This is a genomic window from Ruegeria sp. AD2(2025) (assembly GCF_056542385.1).
In genome coordinates, this window is the sequence record NZ_JBQFZS010000001.1 from 676,815 (window position 1) to 696,915 (window position 20,101).

The 20,101-nt window shown below is 60.0% G+C and carries 16 protein-coding genes; 4 read left to right on the forward strand and 12 right to left on the reverse strand.

The genetic code is table 11. The features are described from left to right. Positions 1-59: 59 nt before the first annotated feature. From ACR1XV_RS03320 to ACR1XV_RS03355, 8 genes are all read right to left on the reverse strand, one after another. Positions 60-1,496 carry a DegQ family serine endoprotease gene (locus ACR1XV_RS03320; RefSeq protein WP_480528880.1) on the reverse strand — a complete coding sequence of 479 codons (1,437 nt, stop codon included), beginning with the start codon at positions 1,494-1,496 and terminating at the stop codon, positions 60-62. Positions 1,497-2,245: 749 nt separating this feature from the next. Further along, complete coding sequence (locus tag ACR1XV_RS03325) at positions 2,246-2,848, reverse strand: nucleotidyltransferase family protein (RefSeq protein ID WP_480528881.1); 603 nt, start codon at positions 2,846-2,848, stop codon at positions 2,246-2,248. Positions 2,849-2,879: 31 nt separating this feature from the next. Then, positions 2,880-5,288, reverse strand: a complete 2,409-nt coding sequence (locus ACR1XV_RS03330) for a GcvT family protein (protein ID WP_480528882.1) — start codon at positions 5,286-5,288, stop codon at positions 2,880-2,882. Positions 5,289-5,372: 84 nt separating this feature from the next. Beyond that, entirely contained in the window at positions 5,373-6,128 is a 756-nt protein-coding gene (locus ACR1XV_RS03335; protein ID WP_480528883.1) for an HpcH/HpaI aldolase family protein, read from the reverse strand. Positions 6,129-6,215: 87 nt separating this feature from the next. Beyond that, positions 6,216-7,523 (reverse strand): HlyC/CorC family transporter, encoded by a 1,308-nt coding sequence (locus ACR1XV_RS03340; protein WP_480528884.1) that lies wholly within the window; start codon positions 7,521-7,523, stop codon positions 6,216-6,218. A gap of 63 nt (positions 7,524-7,586) precedes the next feature. Further along, positions 7,587-8,543 carry a site-specific tyrosine recombinase XerD gene (locus ACR1XV_RS03345; protein WP_480528885.1) on the reverse strand — a complete coding sequence of 319 codons (957 nt, stop codon included), beginning with the start codon at positions 8,541-8,543 and terminating at the stop codon, positions 7,587-7,589. A 2-nt stretch (positions 8,544-8,545) separates the two neighbouring features. Beyond that, the gene (locus ACR1XV_RS03350; RefSeq protein WP_480528886.1) at positions 8,546-10,072 is read right to left on the reverse strand and encodes a hypothetical protein; all 1,527 of its coding nucleotides are present in this window, start codon (positions 10,070-10,072) and stop codon (positions 8,546-8,548) included. Next, positions 10,062-10,211 (reverse strand): hypothetical protein, encoded by a 150-nt coding sequence (locus ACR1XV_RS03355; protein ID WP_480528887.1) that lies wholly within the window; start codon positions 10,209-10,211, stop codon positions 10,062-10,064. Before ACR1XV_RS03355 ends, ACR1XV_RS03350 begins: the two co-directional genes overlap by 11 nt. A gap of 79 nt (positions 10,212-10,290) precedes the next feature. Here ACR1XV_RS03355 and ACR1XV_RS03360 point away from each other — a divergent pair, with 79 nt between their 5' ends. Both ACR1XV_RS03360 and aroB read left to right on the forward strand, forming a co-directional pair. Then, positions 10,291-10,878, forward strand: a complete 588-nt coding sequence (locus tag ACR1XV_RS03360) for a shikimate kinase (RefSeq protein ID WP_480528889.1) — start codon at positions 10,291-10,293, stop codon at positions 10,876-10,878. After that, a complete protein-coding gene (aroB, locus tag ACR1XV_RS03365; protein WP_480528890.1) occupies positions 10,878-11,990 on the forward strand; it encodes a 3-dehydroquinate synthase in 1,113 nt (370 codons plus the stop codon). Before ACR1XV_RS03360 ends, aroB begins: the two co-directional genes overlap by 1 nt. Positions 11,991-11,999: 9 nt before the next feature. Here the strand turns inward: aroB and ACR1XV_RS03370 are convergent, their stop codons facing one another. Together ACR1XV_RS03370 and ssb are read right to left on the reverse strand one after the other, a co-directional pair. Continuing rightward, on the reverse strand, positions 12,000-13,070 hold the full coding sequence (locus ACR1XV_RS03370; RefSeq protein ID WP_480528891.1) for a site-2 protease family protein: 1,071 nt from the start codon (positions 13,068-13,070) through the stop codon (positions 12,000-12,002). Between the two features lie 18 nt (positions 13,071-13,088). Continuing rightward, complete coding sequence (gene ssb / locus ACR1XV_RS03375; protein ID WP_480528892.1) at positions 13,089-13,571, reverse strand: single-stranded DNA-binding protein; 483 nt, start codon at positions 13,569-13,571, stop codon at positions 13,089-13,091. A 205-nt stretch (positions 13,572-13,776) separates the two neighbouring features. Between ssb and ACR1XV_RS03380 the strand changes: the two genes are divergently transcribed. Together ACR1XV_RS03380 and ACR1XV_RS03385 are read left to right on the forward strand one after the other, a co-directional pair. Then, positions 13,777-14,355 carry a lytic transglycosylase domain-containing protein gene (locus ACR1XV_RS03380; protein ID WP_480528893.1) on the forward strand — a complete coding sequence of 193 codons (579 nt, stop codon included), beginning with the start codon at positions 13,777-13,779 and terminating at the stop codon, positions 14,353-14,355. A 330-nt stretch (positions 14,356-14,685) separates the two neighbouring features. Then, positions 14,686-16,203 carry an ABC-F family ATP-binding cassette domain-containing protein gene (locus tag ACR1XV_RS03385; protein WP_480528894.1) on the forward strand — a complete coding sequence of 506 codons (1,518 nt, stop codon included), beginning with the start codon at positions 14,686-14,688 and terminating at the stop codon, positions 16,201-16,203. 251 nt (positions 16,204-16,454) lie between these two features. Here the strand turns inward: ACR1XV_RS03385 and ACR1XV_RS03390 are convergent, their stop codons facing one another. Both ACR1XV_RS03390 and ACR1XV_RS03395 read right to left on the reverse strand, forming a co-directional pair. Then, positions 16,455-18,542: a dipeptide ABC transporter ATP-binding protein gene (locus ACR1XV_RS03390; RefSeq protein WP_480528896.1), complete on the reverse strand. Its 2,088-nt coding sequence runs from the start codon at positions 18,540-18,542 to the stop codon at positions 16,455-16,457. Positions 18,543-18,636: 94 nt separating this feature from the next. After that, positions 18,637-20,100: an ABC transporter permease gene (locus tag ACR1XV_RS03395; RefSeq protein ID WP_480528897.1), complete on the reverse strand. Its 1,464-nt coding sequence runs from the start codon at positions 20,098-20,100 to the stop codon at positions 18,637-18,639. Position 20,101 lies beyond the last annotated feature (1 nt).

Below are 20,101 nucleotides of genomic sequence, written 5' to 3' on the forward strand. Positions count from 1 at the left end.
GCCGCCGGGAATAAGCGCACCAGATTTCCCCATCATGCGGTGCGCTTTGGGGTCTTGGGTCAGGCGATCTCGACCGCGACGAAGATCTGGTTGCCGCCACGATTGATCAGCACCAGCGCCGGATCGGTCTTCTCGCTTTCCAGCGCCGTTTTCAGCGCATCGGGGGTGGCGGTGTCCTGGTTGCCCAGGCGCACGATCACATCGCCGCGCTGCAGACCGGCCTTGGCGGCGGGGCTTTCGGGCTTCAGGTCAGTGACAACCACGCCGTCCACGGCCTCGGCCACACCCATCTCTGCGCGCGCAGCCTCGGTCAGCGGAGCGACCGTCACGCCCAGAGAGGTGCCTTCGAACTTGTCTTCAACCACGCTGTCGGTCGTGGCGGAGGCCGATTGATGCTGGCCGATGGTCAGTTCGATCTGCTGTTCCTTGCCGTTGCGCAGAACGGTCAGGACGCTGTCGGTGCCGACCTTTGTGGTTCCGACCAGGATCGGCAGATCACTACTGGAATCAACGGGTTCTCCGTTGAAGCTGAGGATCACGTCACCTTGCTGCAGGATGCCCTCGGCAGGGCTGTTAGCGACAACGTCCGAGACCAAGGCGCCTGCGGTTGCATCGACACCCATCGCAGCGGCCAGTTCCGGGCTGATGTTCTGGATCGATACGCCCAGCCAGCCGCGGCTGACCTGACCGTCATCGCGCAGATCGGCCGAGATGTGGTCGACGATGTTCGACGTGACCGCGAAGCCCAAGCCAACCGAACCGCCGCTGGGCGAATAGATGGCCGAGTTCACGCCGATCACTTCGCCCTCCATGTTGAACAGTGGACCGCCCGAGTTGCCCTTGTTGATGGCAGCGTCGGTCTGGATGAATTCGGCATAGGGCCCTTCCGAAATATTGCGCCCCTTAGCCGAGACGATGCCCGTGGTCACAGTCGAGCTGAGCCCGAACGGGTTGCCGATGGCCACCACATCCTCACCCACGCGGATGGCATCGCTGTCGCCCATCTGAACCGCCTGCAGGTCCTCGCCCGCGTCGATCTTCAGAACCGCAATGTCGGTCAGCGGGTCGGTGCCGATCACCTCGGCCTCGAAGGTGCGGTCGTCGCTCAGGCGAACGGTGACTTCGCTTGCGTTATCAACGACATGGTGGTTGGTGACGATATACCCGGCCTCATCCAGCACAAAGCCCGAGCCAAGACCCTGAGCCGGTCCGCGCTGCGGCATCTGGAACCCTTCGGGGCCGCCGAAACGCTTGAAGAATTCGCCAAACGGGTGGCCTTCGAGATCAAAGTCCTGCCCCTGTGCCGGGGTCGGCACTGCGTCTTGCCGGGCGATGATGGTGACGACCGACGGCGACACGTTTTCGACCAGATCGGCCAGCGCCTCGTCCGCCATCGCGGGCAGGGCGGTGGTGGCCAGCATGGCTGCGCCCAATGCGCTGACCCCCATCCAGTTCGACGTGCGCGGCAAAAGCAGCGAGGATTTACGGATGCTCATTTTGACTCCTGTCTGTGTTTGGCGGTTGAGTCCGCACTTTGAGACAGCAGATGCCGCATCAATCTGGGGTGTTCCTGAGAGAAAGGTTAAGAAACCTTAATTTTGCCATTTTTTGCCTTTTTTATGCGTCCGCTCATCAAGGGCCACATCGGCGGGAATCGGCCTGCCTTACGTTACGCGAATCGGTGGATTGTTGCCGATGCAGTCAACAGTCGGGCAAAAGCGCTGCATTGATTCAATTTCGTTAACAAACGAACGAGAACTTGGTTCGAGATAGTGGATTTCGCGTTATAGTTGTATTTTGCATAACGGGTAGAATTCATTCTTCAACGAAGACAACTTGAAACTAACGGGAACTTGGGCCGGGTAGGGGGATGGTGGCTTTCGCGCGGCGATGTGGTTGTTTCGATGTGCAACCTAAAGATGATTTATGCACAATGCGTTGTTGCGCAAAAACCAGTCCGAATTTACGGAAATTTACCATTTCTTCCAATTTTACGTTGTTTGAAGGCATCTGATAGGCGACGATGTAATTGCCCAAGTGAGGGGGCCTGAGACACTAGGGGGTGTCAAAGGCACATCTCAGTCTCCATAGCGCTGAGCGGCATGTTAACGAGGGGGTCTTGTTTAGGTTCGGCAGCGGATAGTCAGACAGCCGGTTTGGTGATCTGACCGCGCTAGAGGGATTGGTGAAAGTGGTAGTCCTGTTTTTGGGCAACCGGCCCGGTCGTTAGTCGACCGGGCCGCGTTTATTTTGGGCTTCGGTTTTTGTGCCAGCGCTGCCAGTCTTCGGGCGTGTCCAGATCCAGCAACGCGTTTCGGGCGGGCAGGGGATGCAGATGCACCTTGCCCTTGCATCGTTTTACCACCTCTTGCGCGCCGGTGTCTCCGGTCAGCTGCGTAAGCGCGTCGAACAGTGTTCGGTCGAAAATCACCGGATGCCCTGGCGCGCCATCCTCGGTTGCCCCGCGCCAGACGCGCGCATTGGGCTGGTCGGTCATAGACTGAAGCACGGCGCGCAGATCGTCCGAGGTCAGATCGGGCAGATCCGCCAGCAGGACCATGACGGCAGCTGCGTCTGCGGGAACCCGTTTCATTGCGCCGCGCAGGCTGGCATTCATGCCTTCCGCGGCATCGGCGATCCCGACCGTGATAGGATCAAGACCTTCTAGGGCCGCGTATCGCGGGTGAGGTCTGGGGGGCAGGGCAACGATCACTGGCCCGACGGCCATCGCCTTGCGGGCCGAGAGCCGCAGCAACGGGATACCGTCAACCGGCTGCATCAGCTTGTCCGCACCGCCCATGCGGCTGGATTGCCCCGCGGCTAGAAGGATGATGGGTATGTCATTCATCCCGTGACCATGCCGTTTACAACGGCCCAAGTCATCCCCGCATTCGCGCCCCATCCGCGTCAAACAGCGGTTCGGTGATCACCCGCGCGCGGCGCATCTGGCCGAGGATTTCGATCTCGACCTCCTGACCTTCCGTGGCCTGCTGGACCGGTAGGAACCCCATAGCGATGGATTTCCTGGCATAGTGGGAATAGCCGCCAGAGGTACAGAAACCGACGACTGCACCGCCAAGCCAGATAGGCTCATAGGCATTGACGTCGGCATCATCGGCGTCGACCTCAAAGGCGACCAGCTTGCGGTTGGGGCGGTCCGCCTCGGCGGCTGCACGCCCGATGAAATCGGTAGGCTTGGTGAACGAGATGAACCGGTCCAGCCCGGTCTCGGCGGCGGTGTAATCGGGCGAGAACTCACGCATCCAAGAACCAAAGAACTTATCCAGCCGGAGGCTCATCATTGCGCGCATGCCGAAGGGGACAATGCCGTGCGGTTGTCCGGCCTGCCAGAGCGTCCACCAAAGCTGCCGCTGCGCCATCGGCTCGCAGTAGATCTCATAGCCAAGATCGCCGGTATAGCTGACGCGTTGCACGATGCAGTCGGTCATGCCGACCGTCATGCGGCGCACATCAAGGAAACGCAGCGTGCTGATGTCATCGCGCGTGCAACTGGCCAGCACCTCTGCCGCCTTTGGTCCGGCGATTTGGAACCCGTTCAAGCGGTCGCTGATATTGTCGACCGCCACGCCGTCCTGTGCGTTCTGCTGGAACCAGCGCATGTGAAAGGCCTGACTGCCGTAGGAAGCTGTTAGCTGAAATTCGGTCTCACTCAGGCACGAGATAGTGAAATCGCCGATCAGTTTGCCCTTGGGCGACAGCATAGGTGTCAGCGATAACCGTCCCGGCGATGGGATGCGGCCTGCCATGATCCGGTCCAGCCAGTCTCGTGCACCGGACCCGGTGATGCGGTACTTGCCGAAATTATGCACCTCGTTGATGCCGACGCTTTCACGTACGGCCCGGACCTCGCGTCCGGTGGCGTCGAACGCGTCCGAGCGGCGGAATGATGGCGTTTCATATCCGGGCTCCTCACCTTGGGCGAAGTAGTTCGGTACTTCCAATCCGTATTGCTGCCCCCAGACCGCGCCGAGGTCGCTGAAGATGTCATACATCGGAGTGGTGCGGTTGGGGCGAGCGGCCGGCAGTTCTTCGTTCGGGTAGGCGACGCTGAATCGTTTCTGATAGTTCTCGATCACCTTGGGACGTGTGTAGCCGGGGCTGATCCAGTCGCCGAACCGGGCGACGTCCATTGCAAACACGTCGCGTTCCGGTTCACCTTCGATCATCCATTGCGCCAGCGTCAGGCCAACGCCACCGCCCTGACTGAACCCCGCCATTACTCCGCAGGCGGACCAATAGTTGCGCACACCCGGCACCGGACCGACCAGCGGGTTGCCGTCGGGCGCAAAGGTAAACGGCCCGTGGATGACCGATTTCACCCCGGCCTCGGCCAGAACCGGGAAGCGGCGATAGGCAAACTCGATGCTGTCGGTGATCTTGTCATAGTCGTCCGGCAGCAGCTCATGGCCAAACTCCCACGGCGTGCCATCGACGGCCCAAGGCTTGCAGGGCTGTTCGTAGAATCCGATGCATAACCCGCGCCCTTCCTGCCGAAGGTAGCTTTCGCCAGCGGGGTCCATCACATGCGGGTGCTCTCCGCCGGCATCAATGATCGCCTCGATTTGGGGGATGGCATCGGTGACAAGATATTGATGCTCCATCGGGTGCAGCGGAAAGTAGATGCCTGCCATCGCCCCGACCTCGCGCGCCCAGAGGCCGCCTGCGTTGACGATATGCTCGGCATGGATGGTGCCCTTGTCGGTCACCACATCCCATGTGCCGTCGGGTCGCTGGTTGGTTTCACGCACCATGCACTGGGTTTCAATCGTCGCACCGCCCATCCGCGCGGCCTTGGCATACGCATGGGTGGTGCCCGACGGATCAAGATGCCCGTCGAGCGGGTCGTAAAGCGCGCCGAGAATGCCGTCGGTGTTGGTGATCGGAGCGATCTTTTTGATCTCGTCCGGGCCAACGATCTCGGTCTCAAGCCCCATAAACCGATGCTTGGCCCGTTCGGCCAGCAGCATGTCAAAACGGTCCTGATTGTCGGCCAGCGTGACACCGCCCACATGATGCAAGCCGCAAGACATGCCGGTGATCTCTTCCAGCTCTTTATACAGCCGGATGGTATAACCCTGCAGAGCGGCCATGTTGGTGTCGCCGTTGAGCGTGTGAAACCCGCCTGCCGCGTGCCACGTGGACCCGCTGGTCAGTTCAGAGCGTTCCAGCAGCATCACATCCGACCAACCCAGCTTGGTCAGGTGATAGAGGACCGAACAGCCGACAACGCCGCCTCCGATAACTGCGACGCGAGTGGTAGTTTTCACGGCTGATCTCCCTTGTGTTTTGGGCAAAGCCTGCAAGGGCCGCCGGGGCAATACTGTTCCGTTCGCGACATGGCTGGTCGCTTGTCAGGCGTTGCACCAGCTTTGGATTTGCTGCGCCTTCTCGCGCAGCCAAAGCGCGTCGAAACCGCCAATCAGGCGGTAGCCGCGCGCAAACAGGTCTTTGGCCTGCGCCTCGCTTAGCGCGACATTGCCCAAAGGTATTTCAGAGTCGAACGCGGCGGTCTCGACCTTCTGAACGGCGGCGACAAAATCGGGATGGTCAAACTGGCCCATCACACCCAGCTCGGTACTCAGGTCGAACTGCGCGATGATCAACAAATCAACACCGGGAACCGCGCAGATCGCGTCGATGTTTTCAATCGCCTCAGCCGTCTCGATCAGAATACAGCATATCAGTTCCGGTTCGACCGCGCCGGGGTAGGAAAACAGCGTCTCGCCCCAGCGTGATTGCGCCAGAAACGGCCCGAACCCGCGGGTGCCCTCGGGCGGGTAGCGCAGGCTTGCGACGGCGCTACGGGTATCCTCTGCGGTTCGGATCAGCGGGAACACAATGCCCTCGGCCCCCAGATCCAGCGCGCGTTTGACCTCGGCAGGCTGGTTCTGTGCCACGCGCACCAAAGGGGCGCAGTCTGTCCCCGCCGTCGCCGCGATCATCGCATGAGCCGAGGCATAATCGACGGCTCCGTGTTCCAGATCGATGATCAGCGAATCCACGCCGCATGCCGCGAAGGCCTGCGTAACGGTTGCGGATGGGATCGTGCACACGACCGAGCTGACCCGATCCTGGGTGTCCTGTAATTTCCTTTTGAGGCTGGGCATAAGATGGCTGTCCTGTAAATGGTTGGCACTATCGATAAGCGGCACCCTAACAGGGCCCGCGCCAATTCAGGAAATAATCTGCAGGACTTACAGGGGGCGCACTTTAAGCCCGGTGATCCGGTTGCCTTCACGCGCGGTGACCTCGAATCGGAAGCCGTGGAACGAAAACACCTGACCCACGATCGGGATCATCTGCGCCTCGTGTATGACCAGACCGGCCAGCGTGTTGGCCTCTTCATCCGGAAGTGACCAGTCGAGCGCGCGGTTGGCATCGCGGATGGTCATCGCGCCTTCGACAAGGAACTGGCCATCGTCGGTGCGGGTCACCGGGACCTCTTCATCGATGTCGAATTCGTCGGCGATCTCGCCCACGATTTCCTCGAGAATATCTTCAAGCGTGATCAGCCCGCGCAGCGAGCCGTACTCGTCGACGACCAAAGCGAAATGGCTGTGCATCCGAAGAAACTCGCGCATCTGGTCGTCCAGAGTGGTGGTTTCGGGCACGAAATAGGGATCGTTGGCCACCTTCGCGATATCGAAGCTTTTGAGCCGTTCGGTATCGCCGTGCGTGCCGCCCACCTGCGCGTACATGGCGCGGAACAGGTCCTTGGCATGGACGACGCCCACGATGTTTTCATGCTCGCCCCGAAAGACGGGCAGGCGGGTATGTGGGCTTTCCAGACATTGCTTGAGGATCGCCTCGGGCTCGTCATCGGCGTCGATCATCTCGATATTTGACCGGTGCAGCATGATCTCTTCCACCGCGCGGTCGCCGAGGTCGAGCGCACCCAGAATGCGGTCGCGGTCTTCCTTTTCGACAACACCTTCCGAATGGCCAAGCTGCAACGCGCCTGCGATTTCCTCGCGGACGGCCAGAATGTTGCTGTCGGGGTCGATCTGTACGCCGAACAGGCGCAGTACGCCGCGCACCAGCAGGCGCACCGCTGCCACCACCGGCGAAAACACCGTGACCACGACGCTTATGACCGGGGCCACCAAGGCGGCGGCCTTTTCGGCATTGGTGATGGCATAGGTCTTGGGCAGTACCTCGGCAAAGATCAGAACCAGCAGCGTCATGACCAGCGTCGCCAGCGCAACGCCGCTTTCGCCAAACAGACGGGTGAACAGGGCGGTCGCCAGCGAGGCGGCCAGAATGTTCACGAGGTTGTTGCCCAGCAGGACCGAGCCGATCAGACGTTCGTTGTCGTCGGTGATATCAAGCGCCTTCTGGGCCCCCTTCGACCCTTTGTCGGCCTGCGCCCTCAGTTTGCCGCGCGAGGATGCGGTCAGCGCCGTTTCCGAGCCAGAGAAAAAGCCCGACAGCACGAGCAGAAGAAGAATAGAGCCCGAGGTGATCCAGAAGGCACTATCAAGCAGAGAAGAGGTGGGTTCCATCGGTCCTTGAATATGTCTGTTGCTGCATCCGTTATGGGGGTGCGGTCCCGTCCGATCAAGGGGTTAGCCCTGATCGGAGGTGTCGTCTTTTGCCAGCGGGTGGTGTTCCAGCACCAGTTCGGACAGGCGTTCATCCAGCACATGGGTGTAAATCTCGGTCGTGGCCACATCGGCGTGGCCCAGCAGCGTCTGGATTGACCGCAGATCAGCCCCGTTGGCCAGCAAATGGGTGGCAAAGGCGTGGCGCAGGGTGTGGGGCGTGACCTTTTCGGGTGAAACGCCGCCCTCGACCGCTAGGTCCTTGATCAGCAGAAAGAACATATGCCGCGTCAAATGACCGGATTTCCCGCGTGAGGGAAACAGAAAGCGCGAGGCCTGTCCGCCCTTGGCAACCACCTGCTCTTCGGCCTGATCACGTTGATCAAGCCACGCCTTCAGCGCATCGCGGGCGTCGGGGGACAGGGGGACCATCCGCTCTTTCCCGCCTTTGCCATGCACCAGCAGCATCTGCGGATTGCCACGCGCCGAGGCGACCGGCAGCGACATAAGCTCGCTCACCCGCATCCCCGTGGCATAGAGCAGTTCCATCAGGCAGGTGTTGCGCACCTTGTCGGCTTGCGTGCGCCCGGTGCGGCGGGCGGCGGCCAGCAGCCGGTCAACCTCAGCCACGTCCAGCGTTTTGGGCAGGCGTTTGGCGCGTCCGGGGCCTTTGATCTGGATGGCGGGGTTGGTGTCGCGCCAGCCTTCCTCGAACGCGAAGCGATAGAGCTGCTTGATCGCAGACAGCCGGCGGGCGCGGGTTGAGCGGGACAGGCCCTGGGCGTCGCAATCGATCAGATAGGCCTCGATCTGATCGCGGTCGGCATTTGTGAAATCTGTCTTGCGACGCACCAGCCAGCCCGAGAAATCCTTGAGGTCGCGACCATAGGCCAGCAGCGTATTGGTGGCCGCCCCAAGCTCGGCGGCTTGTGCTTCAAGGAAGGTGGAAATCCACAATTCCGGTGAGGCGGGGGCAACCATGCTCAGGCGCCGTTGAGGATCATCAACTGCAGCGCAGCCCGGCGAGCTGTGTCCTCAAGGCCCACGCGCCGCAATGTGGCAATCGCGGCGGTCAGGTCCACCAGATTGCCCCGTGCGCCATGGGCGAACAGTTGCATGGTTTCCAGAATGGCCTCACCCAGTTGATCGTTGCTGAGCAGGGCGTTGATGTCAGACGGGATCGGGGCGGACCACGCAAAGCCCTCGGAAATGGCATCGGCCAACGGCGTGGGCGCATCGGCGCGCGCCGGATCACCCATCGCGAGCGCGGCCAGAAAGGCGTTTGCATTGGACCCGTCCGGCGCGGTCCGGGCGGCATCTTCGTAAAGCTCGGACAGCAGCAATATCCGCCAGCGCAGGTTTTCGGCAGCGGCATCGGGCAGGGTCAGGGGGCCGAGGCGCGGGGCGAACAGCTCGGCAAAGGCGACCTCAAGACCCACGGTCTGCATCTGCGCCCACGCGGCGGTCAGGGTTTTTGCGATCGCCTCGGGCTTGCCGCTGTCCAGCGCGGCTTCAAACCGTTGAATCGCGGCGACCCGGTCCCAGACCGCGCCGGATGCGGCTGGGGAACGTTCGGTATAGAGGCCAAGCAGTTGGTTCGGCGTCAGTGCCCCGATGCGGGTCAGACGCTCGGCGGCTTCGACCTGTGCTTTCCACCCGGCCACATCGCGCAGGTCCGCATTGGCAAAGGCGCGGGGCAGGGACGCGGTGGGCAGGCGTTCACCGATGGCCTCGAACAGACGGAAGGTCAGCGGGTCGGGGTCGTCAGGTTGGGGCAGGTATTCAGCGCCTTCAAACAATTCGGGGCTGAGGAAACGGTCAAGCAGGGCAAGCTGATCCTCGGGCAGAACCTGCAGCGCGTGGGCAGCTTCCAATGTCAGCGCCGCCGAAGCCCAGTCGCCGCGCCGGGCCTTGCAGAAGATCTGTGCCGCATAGTCTCGCGACAGATGTGGCTGCGCGATCAGCGCGGTGCAGCTGCGATCTTCGTCCCCGGTCAGCAATGTGGCGTCGAACCAGCGTTGAAACCGCGCTTGGGTATCGGTCGGCCCGGCAAGCTGCACCAGCGACTGCACCGGATCCGACGCGCCCAGCTGCATCAGACGATCCAGCCGCGCCATCAGCAGGGCGTCCGTCGTTTGTGTGCCCGAGGGCGGGCGCGCCTCGGTCAAAAGCAGGGTAAACAGCAGCCGCTGCATGGCCGGGTTGGCCCTGACCGGCACCCGCGCGATCAGCTCTGCCAGCCGGTCCGGTTCGCTGCCTTGCCACAGGTCCACCGGTAGGCCTGTGACCGACGAGGCCACCAAGCCCAACGGCGGCGACAGCGCCTCAAGCGGGGTGACCTGCACATCGGGCTGCAACCCGGTCTCGGTCACCGGCGGTTCCAGCAACACGGTTCCCGGCAGGTTCTCGGGCGGGTCGGTCAGCCAATCGATGGCCGACAATGGCTCGGAGGTTTGTGCCTGCGCGGTTCCGGCCAGAAAAAGCGCCAGCAGAGTGGCTTTAGTCCGCATTCAGGGTGACCGGTTCGCGGACTTCGCTTTGCGGAGCAGAAAAGTCTGCGCCAAAGAATGGCCCGATATAGGCATACCCGATCAGCCCGATGAAGCTCAGGCAGATGAGGTAAATCAGGAACTTGATCAAACGGCCCATGGGTGAACGCTGCCTCAAATTTTGCTTTTGCCCAAGTTATAACTGGCATTTTTTCCAAGATCACGTCATTCACGATGAAATGAGCGAAATTAAGCATAATGCGTCACGCCCCGGCACCGCTGAGCGGTTTCGTTTGCACAAAACCGTTGTTTTGGTTGGGATGATGGGTGCAGGTAAGACCGCCGTGGGGCGGGCGCTGGCCGCGCGGCTGGGTGTGCCGTTTCTGGACAGCGATGCCGAGATCGAATCGGCGGCAAACATGACCATCCCGGAAATCTTCGCCCGCGATGGCGAGACCTTTTTTCGCGGCAAGGAAAGTCAGGTCATCGGGCGGTTGCTGGATGAACAGAAAGGCATCCTTTCGACCGGCGGCGGCGCGTTTTTGGCGGCGGGGAACCGCCAGATGATCTCGGACCGGGGCGTTTCGGTGTGGCTACGGGCCGATCTGAGTGTTTTGTGGAACCGGGTCAGGCACAAGGACACGCGGCCCTTGCTGCGCACCGCTGACCCATATGCGACATTGCGCGATTTGTATCTGGCGCGGGTACCCGTCTATGAACAGGCCGATCTCGTGGCCGAGTCAGACGGCGAAACGGCGATTGAGGATATGGTGAGCCGGGTTGTTGCCGCGCTTGAGACGCGCCCGGATGTTTTGGAACGGATTTAATGCATCAAACCGTACATGTAGACTTGGCCGAGCGTTCTTATGATGTCGAGATCGGGCCAAACCTTCTGGCGCAGGCCGGGGCACGCATCGCCCCCTTGCTGCCGCGCCCACGCGTTGCCGTTCTGACGGATGAGACGGTCGCGGGCCTGCATCTGGACAGGCTGCGCGACGGGCTGGCTGCATCGGGTGTCGAGATGAGCGCGCTGGCGTTGCCCGCAGGTGAGGCCACCAAAAGCTGGCCACATTTCGAACGCGCGGTCGAATGGCTGCTGGCCGAAAAGGTTGAACGCCGCGATGTGGTCGTCGCGTTCGGCGGCGGCGTGATTGGCGACTTGGCCGGGTTCGCAGCGGCTGTCATGCGGCGCGGGGTGCGGTTCGTGCAGATTCCGACCTCGCTGCTGGCACAGGTGGACAGTTCGGTGGGCGGCAAGACCGGGATCAACGCGCCGCAGGGAAAGAACCTGATCGGTGCGTTCCATCAGCCCTCGCTGGTGCTGGCCGATACGACGGTTCTGGGCACGTTGACCGCGCGCGATTTTCTGGCCGGATATGGCGAGGTGGTGAAATACGGCCTGCTGGGGGATGCAGAGTTCTTCGAATGGCTTGAGCAGAACGGCCCGCGCCTGTCTTCGGGCGATATGGCTGCGCGGGTTCAGGCGGTCACCCGGTCGGTTCAGATGAAGGCCGATATCGTTGCCCGTGACGAGACTGAGCAGGGCGACCGCGCGCTACTGAATCTCGGCCACACCTTCTGCCACGCGCTTGAGGCCGCGACCGGCTACTCCGACCGCCTTCTGCATGGCGAAGGCGTCGCCATCGGATGTGCGCTGGCGTTCGAGCTGTCCTCGCGTCTTGGCCTGTGCGCGCAGGAAGACCCCAGCCGTGTGCGGGCGCATTTGCGCGCCATGGGGATGAAAACAGATCTGGCCGATATCCCCGGAGAGTTGCCGGATGCTCAGGCGTTGGTCGATCTGATGGCGCAGGATAAGAAGGTCGTGGACGGCCAACTGCGCTTTATTCTGGCACGCGGAATCGGGCAGGCCTTTGTCACATCGGATGTGCCGAAGGAGGCCGTGATCTCGGTGCTTGAGGATGCTCTGGCAACTTGCTGATATCGGGGCCTATCGCCCCTGTATCACCATCAGCTCGCCGATGTTTTCACGGGTGATGTAACCCACCATCTTGCCCGATTTGGTGCAGACCGCAATGGCTGGAGCGCCTTGGTGAAGGCCCGTCAAAACCTTGTTCAACCCGCTCGTCAGCGGAACTTGCGGAATGTTGGCCTCCATGATCGAGACGGCAGGTTCCGAGCGCGGATGATCCCCGGCAAGCGCGGCAAACAGGCGGTCACGAGTGACGAAACCCAGCAGATCGCCGTTATGATCCAGCACCGGAAACTCGTGCTGCGTGGTGTGGATGACGGCCTGTGCGGCTGTGGCCAGCGTATCATCGGGCGACAGCGCGCGGAATTCGGTGATCATTGCATCCCGTGCCTGAACCCGTCGCGCGACCGAGCGCATGGCGACGTCCTGACTTTCGGCATTGGCCGCGACGAAGACAAAGATGGCGATCAGGACCAGAATGGGATTGCCCGAGGTCAGCCCGAAAAACCCAAGCCCGAACGCCACGATTTGTCCTCCGACTGCAGCGATGCGGGTCGCCTTGACCCGGTCCATCCTGAGGCACAGCAGGGCGCGGAACACGCGCCCGCCATCCATCGGAAAAGCCGGTATCAGGTTAAACACGGCCAGCAGAAGGTTCACATAGGCCAGTCGGCTGAGCAGATCTGCCTGTGGAGATTCAAGCTGCGCGAGGGATCCAAGCCGCAAACCGGCGCCAAGCACGACCAGAAGGCCCCAGATTGCCACATTGACGGCAGGTCCGGCTAGCGCAACCCAGATTTCCTGCATGGGCTTTTCGGGCATACGCTCCAGCCGCGCCAGACCGCCGATAGGCAACAGGGTGATGTCTGGGGTGCGGATGCCATAGCGCCGCGCCATCAGGGCGTGGCCGAACTCGTGCGCCACGACACAGGCAAACAAGGCCAGAACAAACAGGATGTTGTTGATGGCAGCGGGCCAGCCCCCGTTCGAGTAGGCGGCAAAGCCGACCCATGCCAGCAAAAGGAAGAAGGTGACATGGACCCTCAGTTCCGAGCCGAGCAACCGGCCGAGAGAGAAGGACCATGCCATGTCGTGTCTCCGTTTGGGTTAGAACGGAATCTCGTCGTCGTCGATTCCGCCTGATGCCGGGGCCGGGGCGCTGGATTGGCCGCCATAAGGATCGCCATAGCTGCCGCCGCCCTGACCGCCGCCATATCCGCCACCGCCGCCGCCTTCACCGCGGCTGTCCAGCATTGTCAGTTCGCTGCGATAGGGGCGCAGCACCACCTCGGTCGAATATCTGTCCTGTCCAGACTGGTCCTGCCACTTGCGGGTTTCCAACTGACCCTCGACATAGACCTTGCTGCCCTTGCGCAGATATTGTTCGGCCACGCGGACCAGCGGCTCCGAGAAGATGGCGACCGTATGCCACTGGGTCCGGTCCCGACGCTCTCCGGTGTTGCGGTCTTTCCAGGATTCCGAGGTGGCGATGCGCAGGTTACATACCTTCCCACCGTTCTGGAACGACCGCACTTCGGGGTCGGCACCGAGATTGCCGATCAGAATGACCTTGTTGACTGAACCTGCCATATATTCCCTCGTTCTTTTCTGACTGGATCGCGCCCGAATCTGGCGCTTTGCTCTGCTGCTGACCCTATACGGGCTGGGTCTTGGTTAAAACATCATTGATGACACATCTCGTGGGGTAAAAATTAGGGCCGCCTTTACCAAGCTTTCATTTCTGGCCGTTTTAACTATACTCCATCTGGTTGTTGAGCGTGCAGGATTGCCTTTGATGCGTTTTCTGGTTGGCGGTATTTCGGTTTTATGCCTTTGCCTTGTGTCCTTTGCGGCGCAGGCGCAGACGTTGTCCTCGAAGAACCGCAAGGATATTTTTCTGAAGCAATCGAAGGTGCTGGATAACCGCGCGGCCTCGCAATATCGCGGGTCAGAGCGGCTGAAGCCGAAAACCGACCGGGGCAAATTTCAAAAACGCTACACTGGAAGCTATAAGGGCCAATACCTTGAGCACGCGCGCCGCGTGGCACGGCAGCACAATGTGCCCGAAGACCTGTTTCTGAGGTTGGTCCAGCAGGAAAGCGGATGGAATCCGGGTGCGAAATCGCACAAGGGGGCGTTGGGGCTGGCCCAATTGATGCCGCAGACGGCGCGGCTGTTGGGGGTTGATCCCTATGATCCGATCCAGAACCTTGAAGGCGGCGCGCGCTATCTGTCCTGGCAATATCGCAAGTTCAAATCCTGGCCTCTTGCACTGGCCGCCTACAATGCAGGCCCCAAAGCGGTTGAGAAACATGGCGGTATCCCGCCCTACAAAGAGACGCAGAACTACGTGAAGGTAATCTGGGGCGGATAGCCAGGCGTCAAAGGCCTGAGCCCAGGCGAACCTCGAAGAAGCTTGGTGCACTCGCCCACGCGTCGGTTCTGCAATTTTTCGCAATGCGACAGACGTCTGCTTTGCTTATCAGGCTGCTTGCTGAGACGGGAATTGTTTCTTAAGGTCCGAATACACAGTCATAATCTACAACGGGAGGGCACAAGCTGAACATGCGTATCATCCGCCGACTTCAGCATGGTCCCCGTTTCGCCCTGTAAATGCGTTTACAGGGCGGGCCCGAGAAAAAAACTTTCTATCGGTCTGCCCAAAGCCGCACCGCGGCACCTCTTTCTATGAGCAGAGACTCCGATGACTGTGATGAACATCAACGCTTTGAGCGTAATCCGTGGCGACCTTCTTTTCGATGAACTGAACCTGACAATTTCCAGGGGCGACCGGATTGGATTGGTTGCCGCAAATGGGCGCGGTAAGACAACACTCTTGGAATGCATGGTCGGTCAATCCGAACCGACCAACGGGAGTATCGTCCGGGCGCGTGGTTTGCGAGCGGGATATGTGACCCAATACGTGCCAGAACGCGCTTATGCCAAAACGCTTTATGAGTGGGTGCTGGGCGCCCTTCCTGCCGAGCAGGCAGAATATGAAAGCTGGCGGGTGGATGTCGTGCTTGGTGATCTGAGTGTTCCATATGATCTGCAGCATCGCCTACTCGGCGACTTGAGCGGCGGGTGGCAAAGGACCGCATTGTTAGCAGCCGCCTGGATTCAGGAGCCAGATATCCTGTTGCTGGATGAACCAACCAATCATTTGGATTTGCATCGCATAGGTTTGCTTCAGAACTGGTTGTCTGCCTTGCCACGTGAAGTGCCCGTCGTGGTGACGTCTCATGATCGAGCATTTCTTGATGCGACCACCAATAGAACGCTGTTTTTGCGTGCGAATAGGTCACGTGTTTTTTCGCTTCCATTTTCTGCAGCACGTGCCGCGCTTGATGAAGCAGATGCTGCTGACCAACGGCGGTTTGCCAATGATTTGAACAAAGCACAGCAGCTGCGCAAACAGGCAGCGAAGCTAAAGAACATAGGCATCAACTCGGGGTCTGACCTTTTGGTGACCAAGACCAAACAGCTAAATGATCGCGCAGCGCAGATTGAAGCGAGTGCCAAACCTGCCCACCACGAACGCAGCGCCGGTGATATCAGGCTGGTGAACAGTGGAACTCATGCCAAAGCTCTGGTCACTTTGGATAACGCAAAGGTCGAAACACCGGACGGTCGCTTGTTGTATAAGACCGGGCGGAAGTGGGTTTTGCCCGGAGATCGCATCGTCCTTTTAGGCGCCAACGGCGCCGGCAAAACCCGATTGGTAAAGATGGTGCAAAGCGCACTATCAGGGAGTAATGGGGCGGTCAAATGTGCCCCTTCGGTAGTGCCAGCCTATTCAGATCAACATCTGAGCCAGCTTTCGGACAGCGACACACCGATGGGCGCGGTTACGGCGCAGTTTGACATTGGTGATCAACGCGCGCGCGGCGTTCTGGCAGGCGCAGGTGTGAACATAGAGATACAAGACATCAAAATCGGCGCGCTGTCCGGGGGGCAAAAGGCGCGCTTGGCGATGCTGATATTGCGGCTCAAAAATCCGAATTTCTATTTGCTTGATGAGCCGACGAACCATCTCGACATTGAAGGGCAAGAGGCTCTTGAGGATGAATTGATCAAGCACAATGCATCGTGTTTGCTTGTTAGTCACGACCGCAGCTTTTTACGAAATGTTGGTAATCGGTTTTGGCTGATCACAGATAAAGGTCTGGAAGAAGCGGACAGCCCCGAGCCGTTTTTGGCAAGAGAGATGAGTGCACAGTGATCATCTTGGTCCAACGCTAATACAGGGCGACCTGCGTCGAAATGGGCCTTCATGTGTTTTTGGTGAAAGCTTTTCTTTGCCCCGAGAACGGGAGTTTATGATCGGCCTTAGGCATGAGCAATCCCAAAATCTCTTGGGAAGTAAAGGCCGATCAAAACCGAGAATTGCGCCGACGTCGAACGATAAGCCAGGGCACTGACCCCCGCTGCAAAGGCCCGTGCTGAACCGGCATCTATATTGTTCCGGTCGGCTTACTCCGCAGCGACCTTGATCACAGGTTCCATGCGCGCGAGGATGTCCTCGGCCAGGTGGCATTTGACCTGATGGCCGTCCGCAAGGGTCTGAACAGGTGGGACATGGGACTCGCAACGCCCGTCCGGCACTTCGGACTTCCAGCGGCATCGGGTCTGGAACGGGCAGCCCGGCGGCGGGTTCATGGCCGACGGGATGTCGCCCTCCAGTACGATATGCTGCTTTTCAATCGACGTGTCTGCGATGGGCACAGCGCTCAACAGGGCTTCGGTATAGGGGTGATAGGGCGGGGCAAAGACCTGATCAGTGGTGCCCAGTTCGACCACATGGCCCAGATACATCACCATGACACGGTCACTGAGGTAACGGACGATGGACAGGTCGTGGCTGATAAACAGCAGCGTGGTTTTGTGTTCGCGCTGAATTTCCATCAGAAGATCGGTTACGGCAGCTTGCACGGACACATCCAACGCCGAAACCGGCTCATCCGCCACCACGATCCGCGCGTCACCGGCAAAGGCACGGGCGATACCAACACGCTGCTTCTGCCCACCGGAAAGCTGGCGCGGCATTCGGTCTGCAAACGCGCGAGGCAGTTTGACAAGGTCCAGCAGCTCTAGCATCCGCTTCTTGCGCTCGGCTTCCGAGTTGCCGACGCCGAAAATTTCCAACGCGCGGATGATCTGGCGACCAACCGTCATCGAAGGGTTGAGCGTATCGAACGGGTTCTGGAATACCATCTGAACCTCGCCAACGGTCTTGGCATCGCGTTCTTCGATCGGCACATCTTCGATATTGCGATTATCCAGCAGGATTTGCCCATCGGTCGCCGTTTCCAGCCCCATCAACACTTTGGCGAACGTGGATTTGCCGCAGCCGGACTCGCCCACGATGGCAAGCGTCTCGGACTCGTGCGCCTCGAAACTCAGCGTTTCATTGGCTTTCACGACCTTCGTTTCGCCACCACCGAACAAGGCATTTGCCGCCACCTCATAGTATTTCTTGAGGTTGTCCATCTTCAGGACAGTTCGGCCGATTTCGCCTTTTTCCTTCTGCTCACCCACAGTGATCGGTGCGTTCCAGTCAATTTCCCGGAACTTCAGACACCGCGTATGGTGTCGATCATTGCCGGGCACCGCCTCCATCAGGATATCCTTGGCGTCGCAACGGCCTTCTTCGAAATAGTCGCAGCGCGGGCCAAAGTTACAACCCGGCGGGCGCTCATGCGGTAAAGGGAAGTTCCCCGGAATAGCCACCAGCGGGCGCGAGTTCTTGTCAGCCCCCGGCAGAGGGATCGACCGGAACAACGCCTGCGTATACGGGTGCTGCATCTCGTCGAACACATCCTTGATCGAGCCACGTTCGACCGCTTCGCCGGAATACATCACGCACAGCCGGTCGCAGGTTTCCAAAACCAGCCCCAGGTTGTGCGAGATGAACAGCATCGAGGTGCCGTATTTCTTGCCCAGATCCTTGACCAGCCCGACCACCGCCGCCTCAACCGTCACGTCCAGCGCTGTGGTCGGCTCATCCAGAATCAACAGCGCCGGTTTAGACATCAATGCCATCGCGATCACGATACGCTGCTGCTGACCACCAGAGAGCTGATGCGGGAAGGAATTCAGCATCCGCTCGGGGTCGGGCAAGCGCACATCTGTAACGACCTCCAACGCACGGGCATAAGCCTCTTCCGCGCCGACGCCTTCGTGGATCATCGGCACTTCCATCAGCTGTTTGCCAATCTTCATCGCCGGGTTCAGCGATGCCATAGGCTCCTGATAGATCATCGCGATCTCATTGCCGCGAATGTCGCGCAACTCCTCGGTCGTCATCTCACCCAGATCACGCCCCTTGAACTTGATCGAACCGCCAACGATCCGCCCGTTCTTGCCAAGATCCTGCATGACACCAAGCGCCACCGTGGATTTACCGCACCCGGACTCGCCCACCAAACCCACAGCCTCACCGGGCTGCACGCTGACCGAGAAATCCATAACGGCGGGAATTTCTCTCAGCCGGGTGAAAAACGAAATCGAAAGCTTATCGATCTCCAGAATAGGCCCGTCATAATCCGCCAGTTTGTTCATCTTATTACTCCTCGCGAGAGTCCGGGGGTTCCCCTTCATCTGGCTAAAAATATCCCGGGGGTCCGGGGGCAGAGCCCCCGGCCTTCGATCTCAATCAGTCCTTCAGACTTTCCTCGCGCAGACCGTCCGCCAGCAGGTTCAAACCAAGAACCAGCGACAACAGGGCCAAAGCAGGCGGAAGGGCAGGGTGCAGATATATCGACAAAAGCTTGCGCCCCTCATTGATCGTGGACCCCCAGTCCGGGCTTTCCGGTGGCAGCCCGAGGCCGAAGAAACCCAAGGTTCCCAGAAGGATGGTGGTGTAGCCGATGCGCAGACAGAAATCGACGATCAGCGGACCCCGCGCGTTGGGCAGGATTTCCCACAGCATGATGTACCATGGACCCTCACCGCGTGTCTGGGCTGCGGCCACGTAGTCGCGGGTTTTGATGTCCAGCGCCAGCCCGCGCACGATGCGGAACACCGTGGGCGAGTTCACAAAAACCACCGAGACGAACACCACCAGAATACCGCCCGGAATGTCGAACAGATCCAGATAGGTCGGCAGACCCCAGATGCGGTAGCTATCCGTGTTGATGATGTAGCCGCCGGTCGAGATCAGCGACAGATAGAACCAAAGCGCCACGCCCAGTACGCCGATCAGCAGCGGCGTGCGGAAACTCGGGCGCGTATAGAAGCGCGAGTTCAGCAGGACGCCGAGGAAGATGATCGGGAATACGAACAGGATCGCCGCCATATAGTTCGGCACGCCGGTCGCTACGATCTCGGGTGTCACCAACAGGTAGAACAGCAAGATCACAGGGAAGGCCAGGATCAAGTTTGCGAGGAATGACAACAGCGTATCCAGGCGACCACCATAGTACCCGGCCGGCAGGCCCAGTGTGATCCCGACCATAAAGGCAAAGATAGTCGCCAACGGAGCGATCTTTACTACTTCCCATGCGCCGCTGACCATTCGGCTGAAGACGTCACGTGCAAGGTTGTCTCCGCCCAGCAGGTACCAGGCATACTGGCCGTCTTCCAATGACGGCAAAGGTGTTCCCGGCACCTTGTTTTTCATACCAGATACAACACCCAGGGGATCCTGTGTAATGATAAGACCCGAGGCCCCGAAAACTCCGGTAAATACCCAGAACATCACGAGACCGAACCCGATCATGCCGACGGGACTGTCGAACAGTTTGCCATACAAGCCCAGCTTGCGCTTAAAGGCGATCGACATCGCATAAACGATAATCAGCGACAACCAGACGGGCAGGAATTGCTGCGACATCGCGCCGATGATCCCGGCGCTTGTTCCCATCAGGATGCCGAGGACGATATAGGCGACCGCAACGCCGACGCTGGCCAGAAAGCTATAGCGCAACGCGGCTTGGATCATGTTCCGCAGGCCAGAACTTGAGGTCAGCGTGCCGTCCGGGTTCACCGTCATCTGATCCTCGGGCAGCACGATGCTGGCCAACATCCAGACGACGATGGACAGGGCCATGACCCCCAGAGCCAAAGCGAATAGCGGGTTGAGGAAGGCGATAGAGCCGGTCCAGGTAAGTGGTTCCATG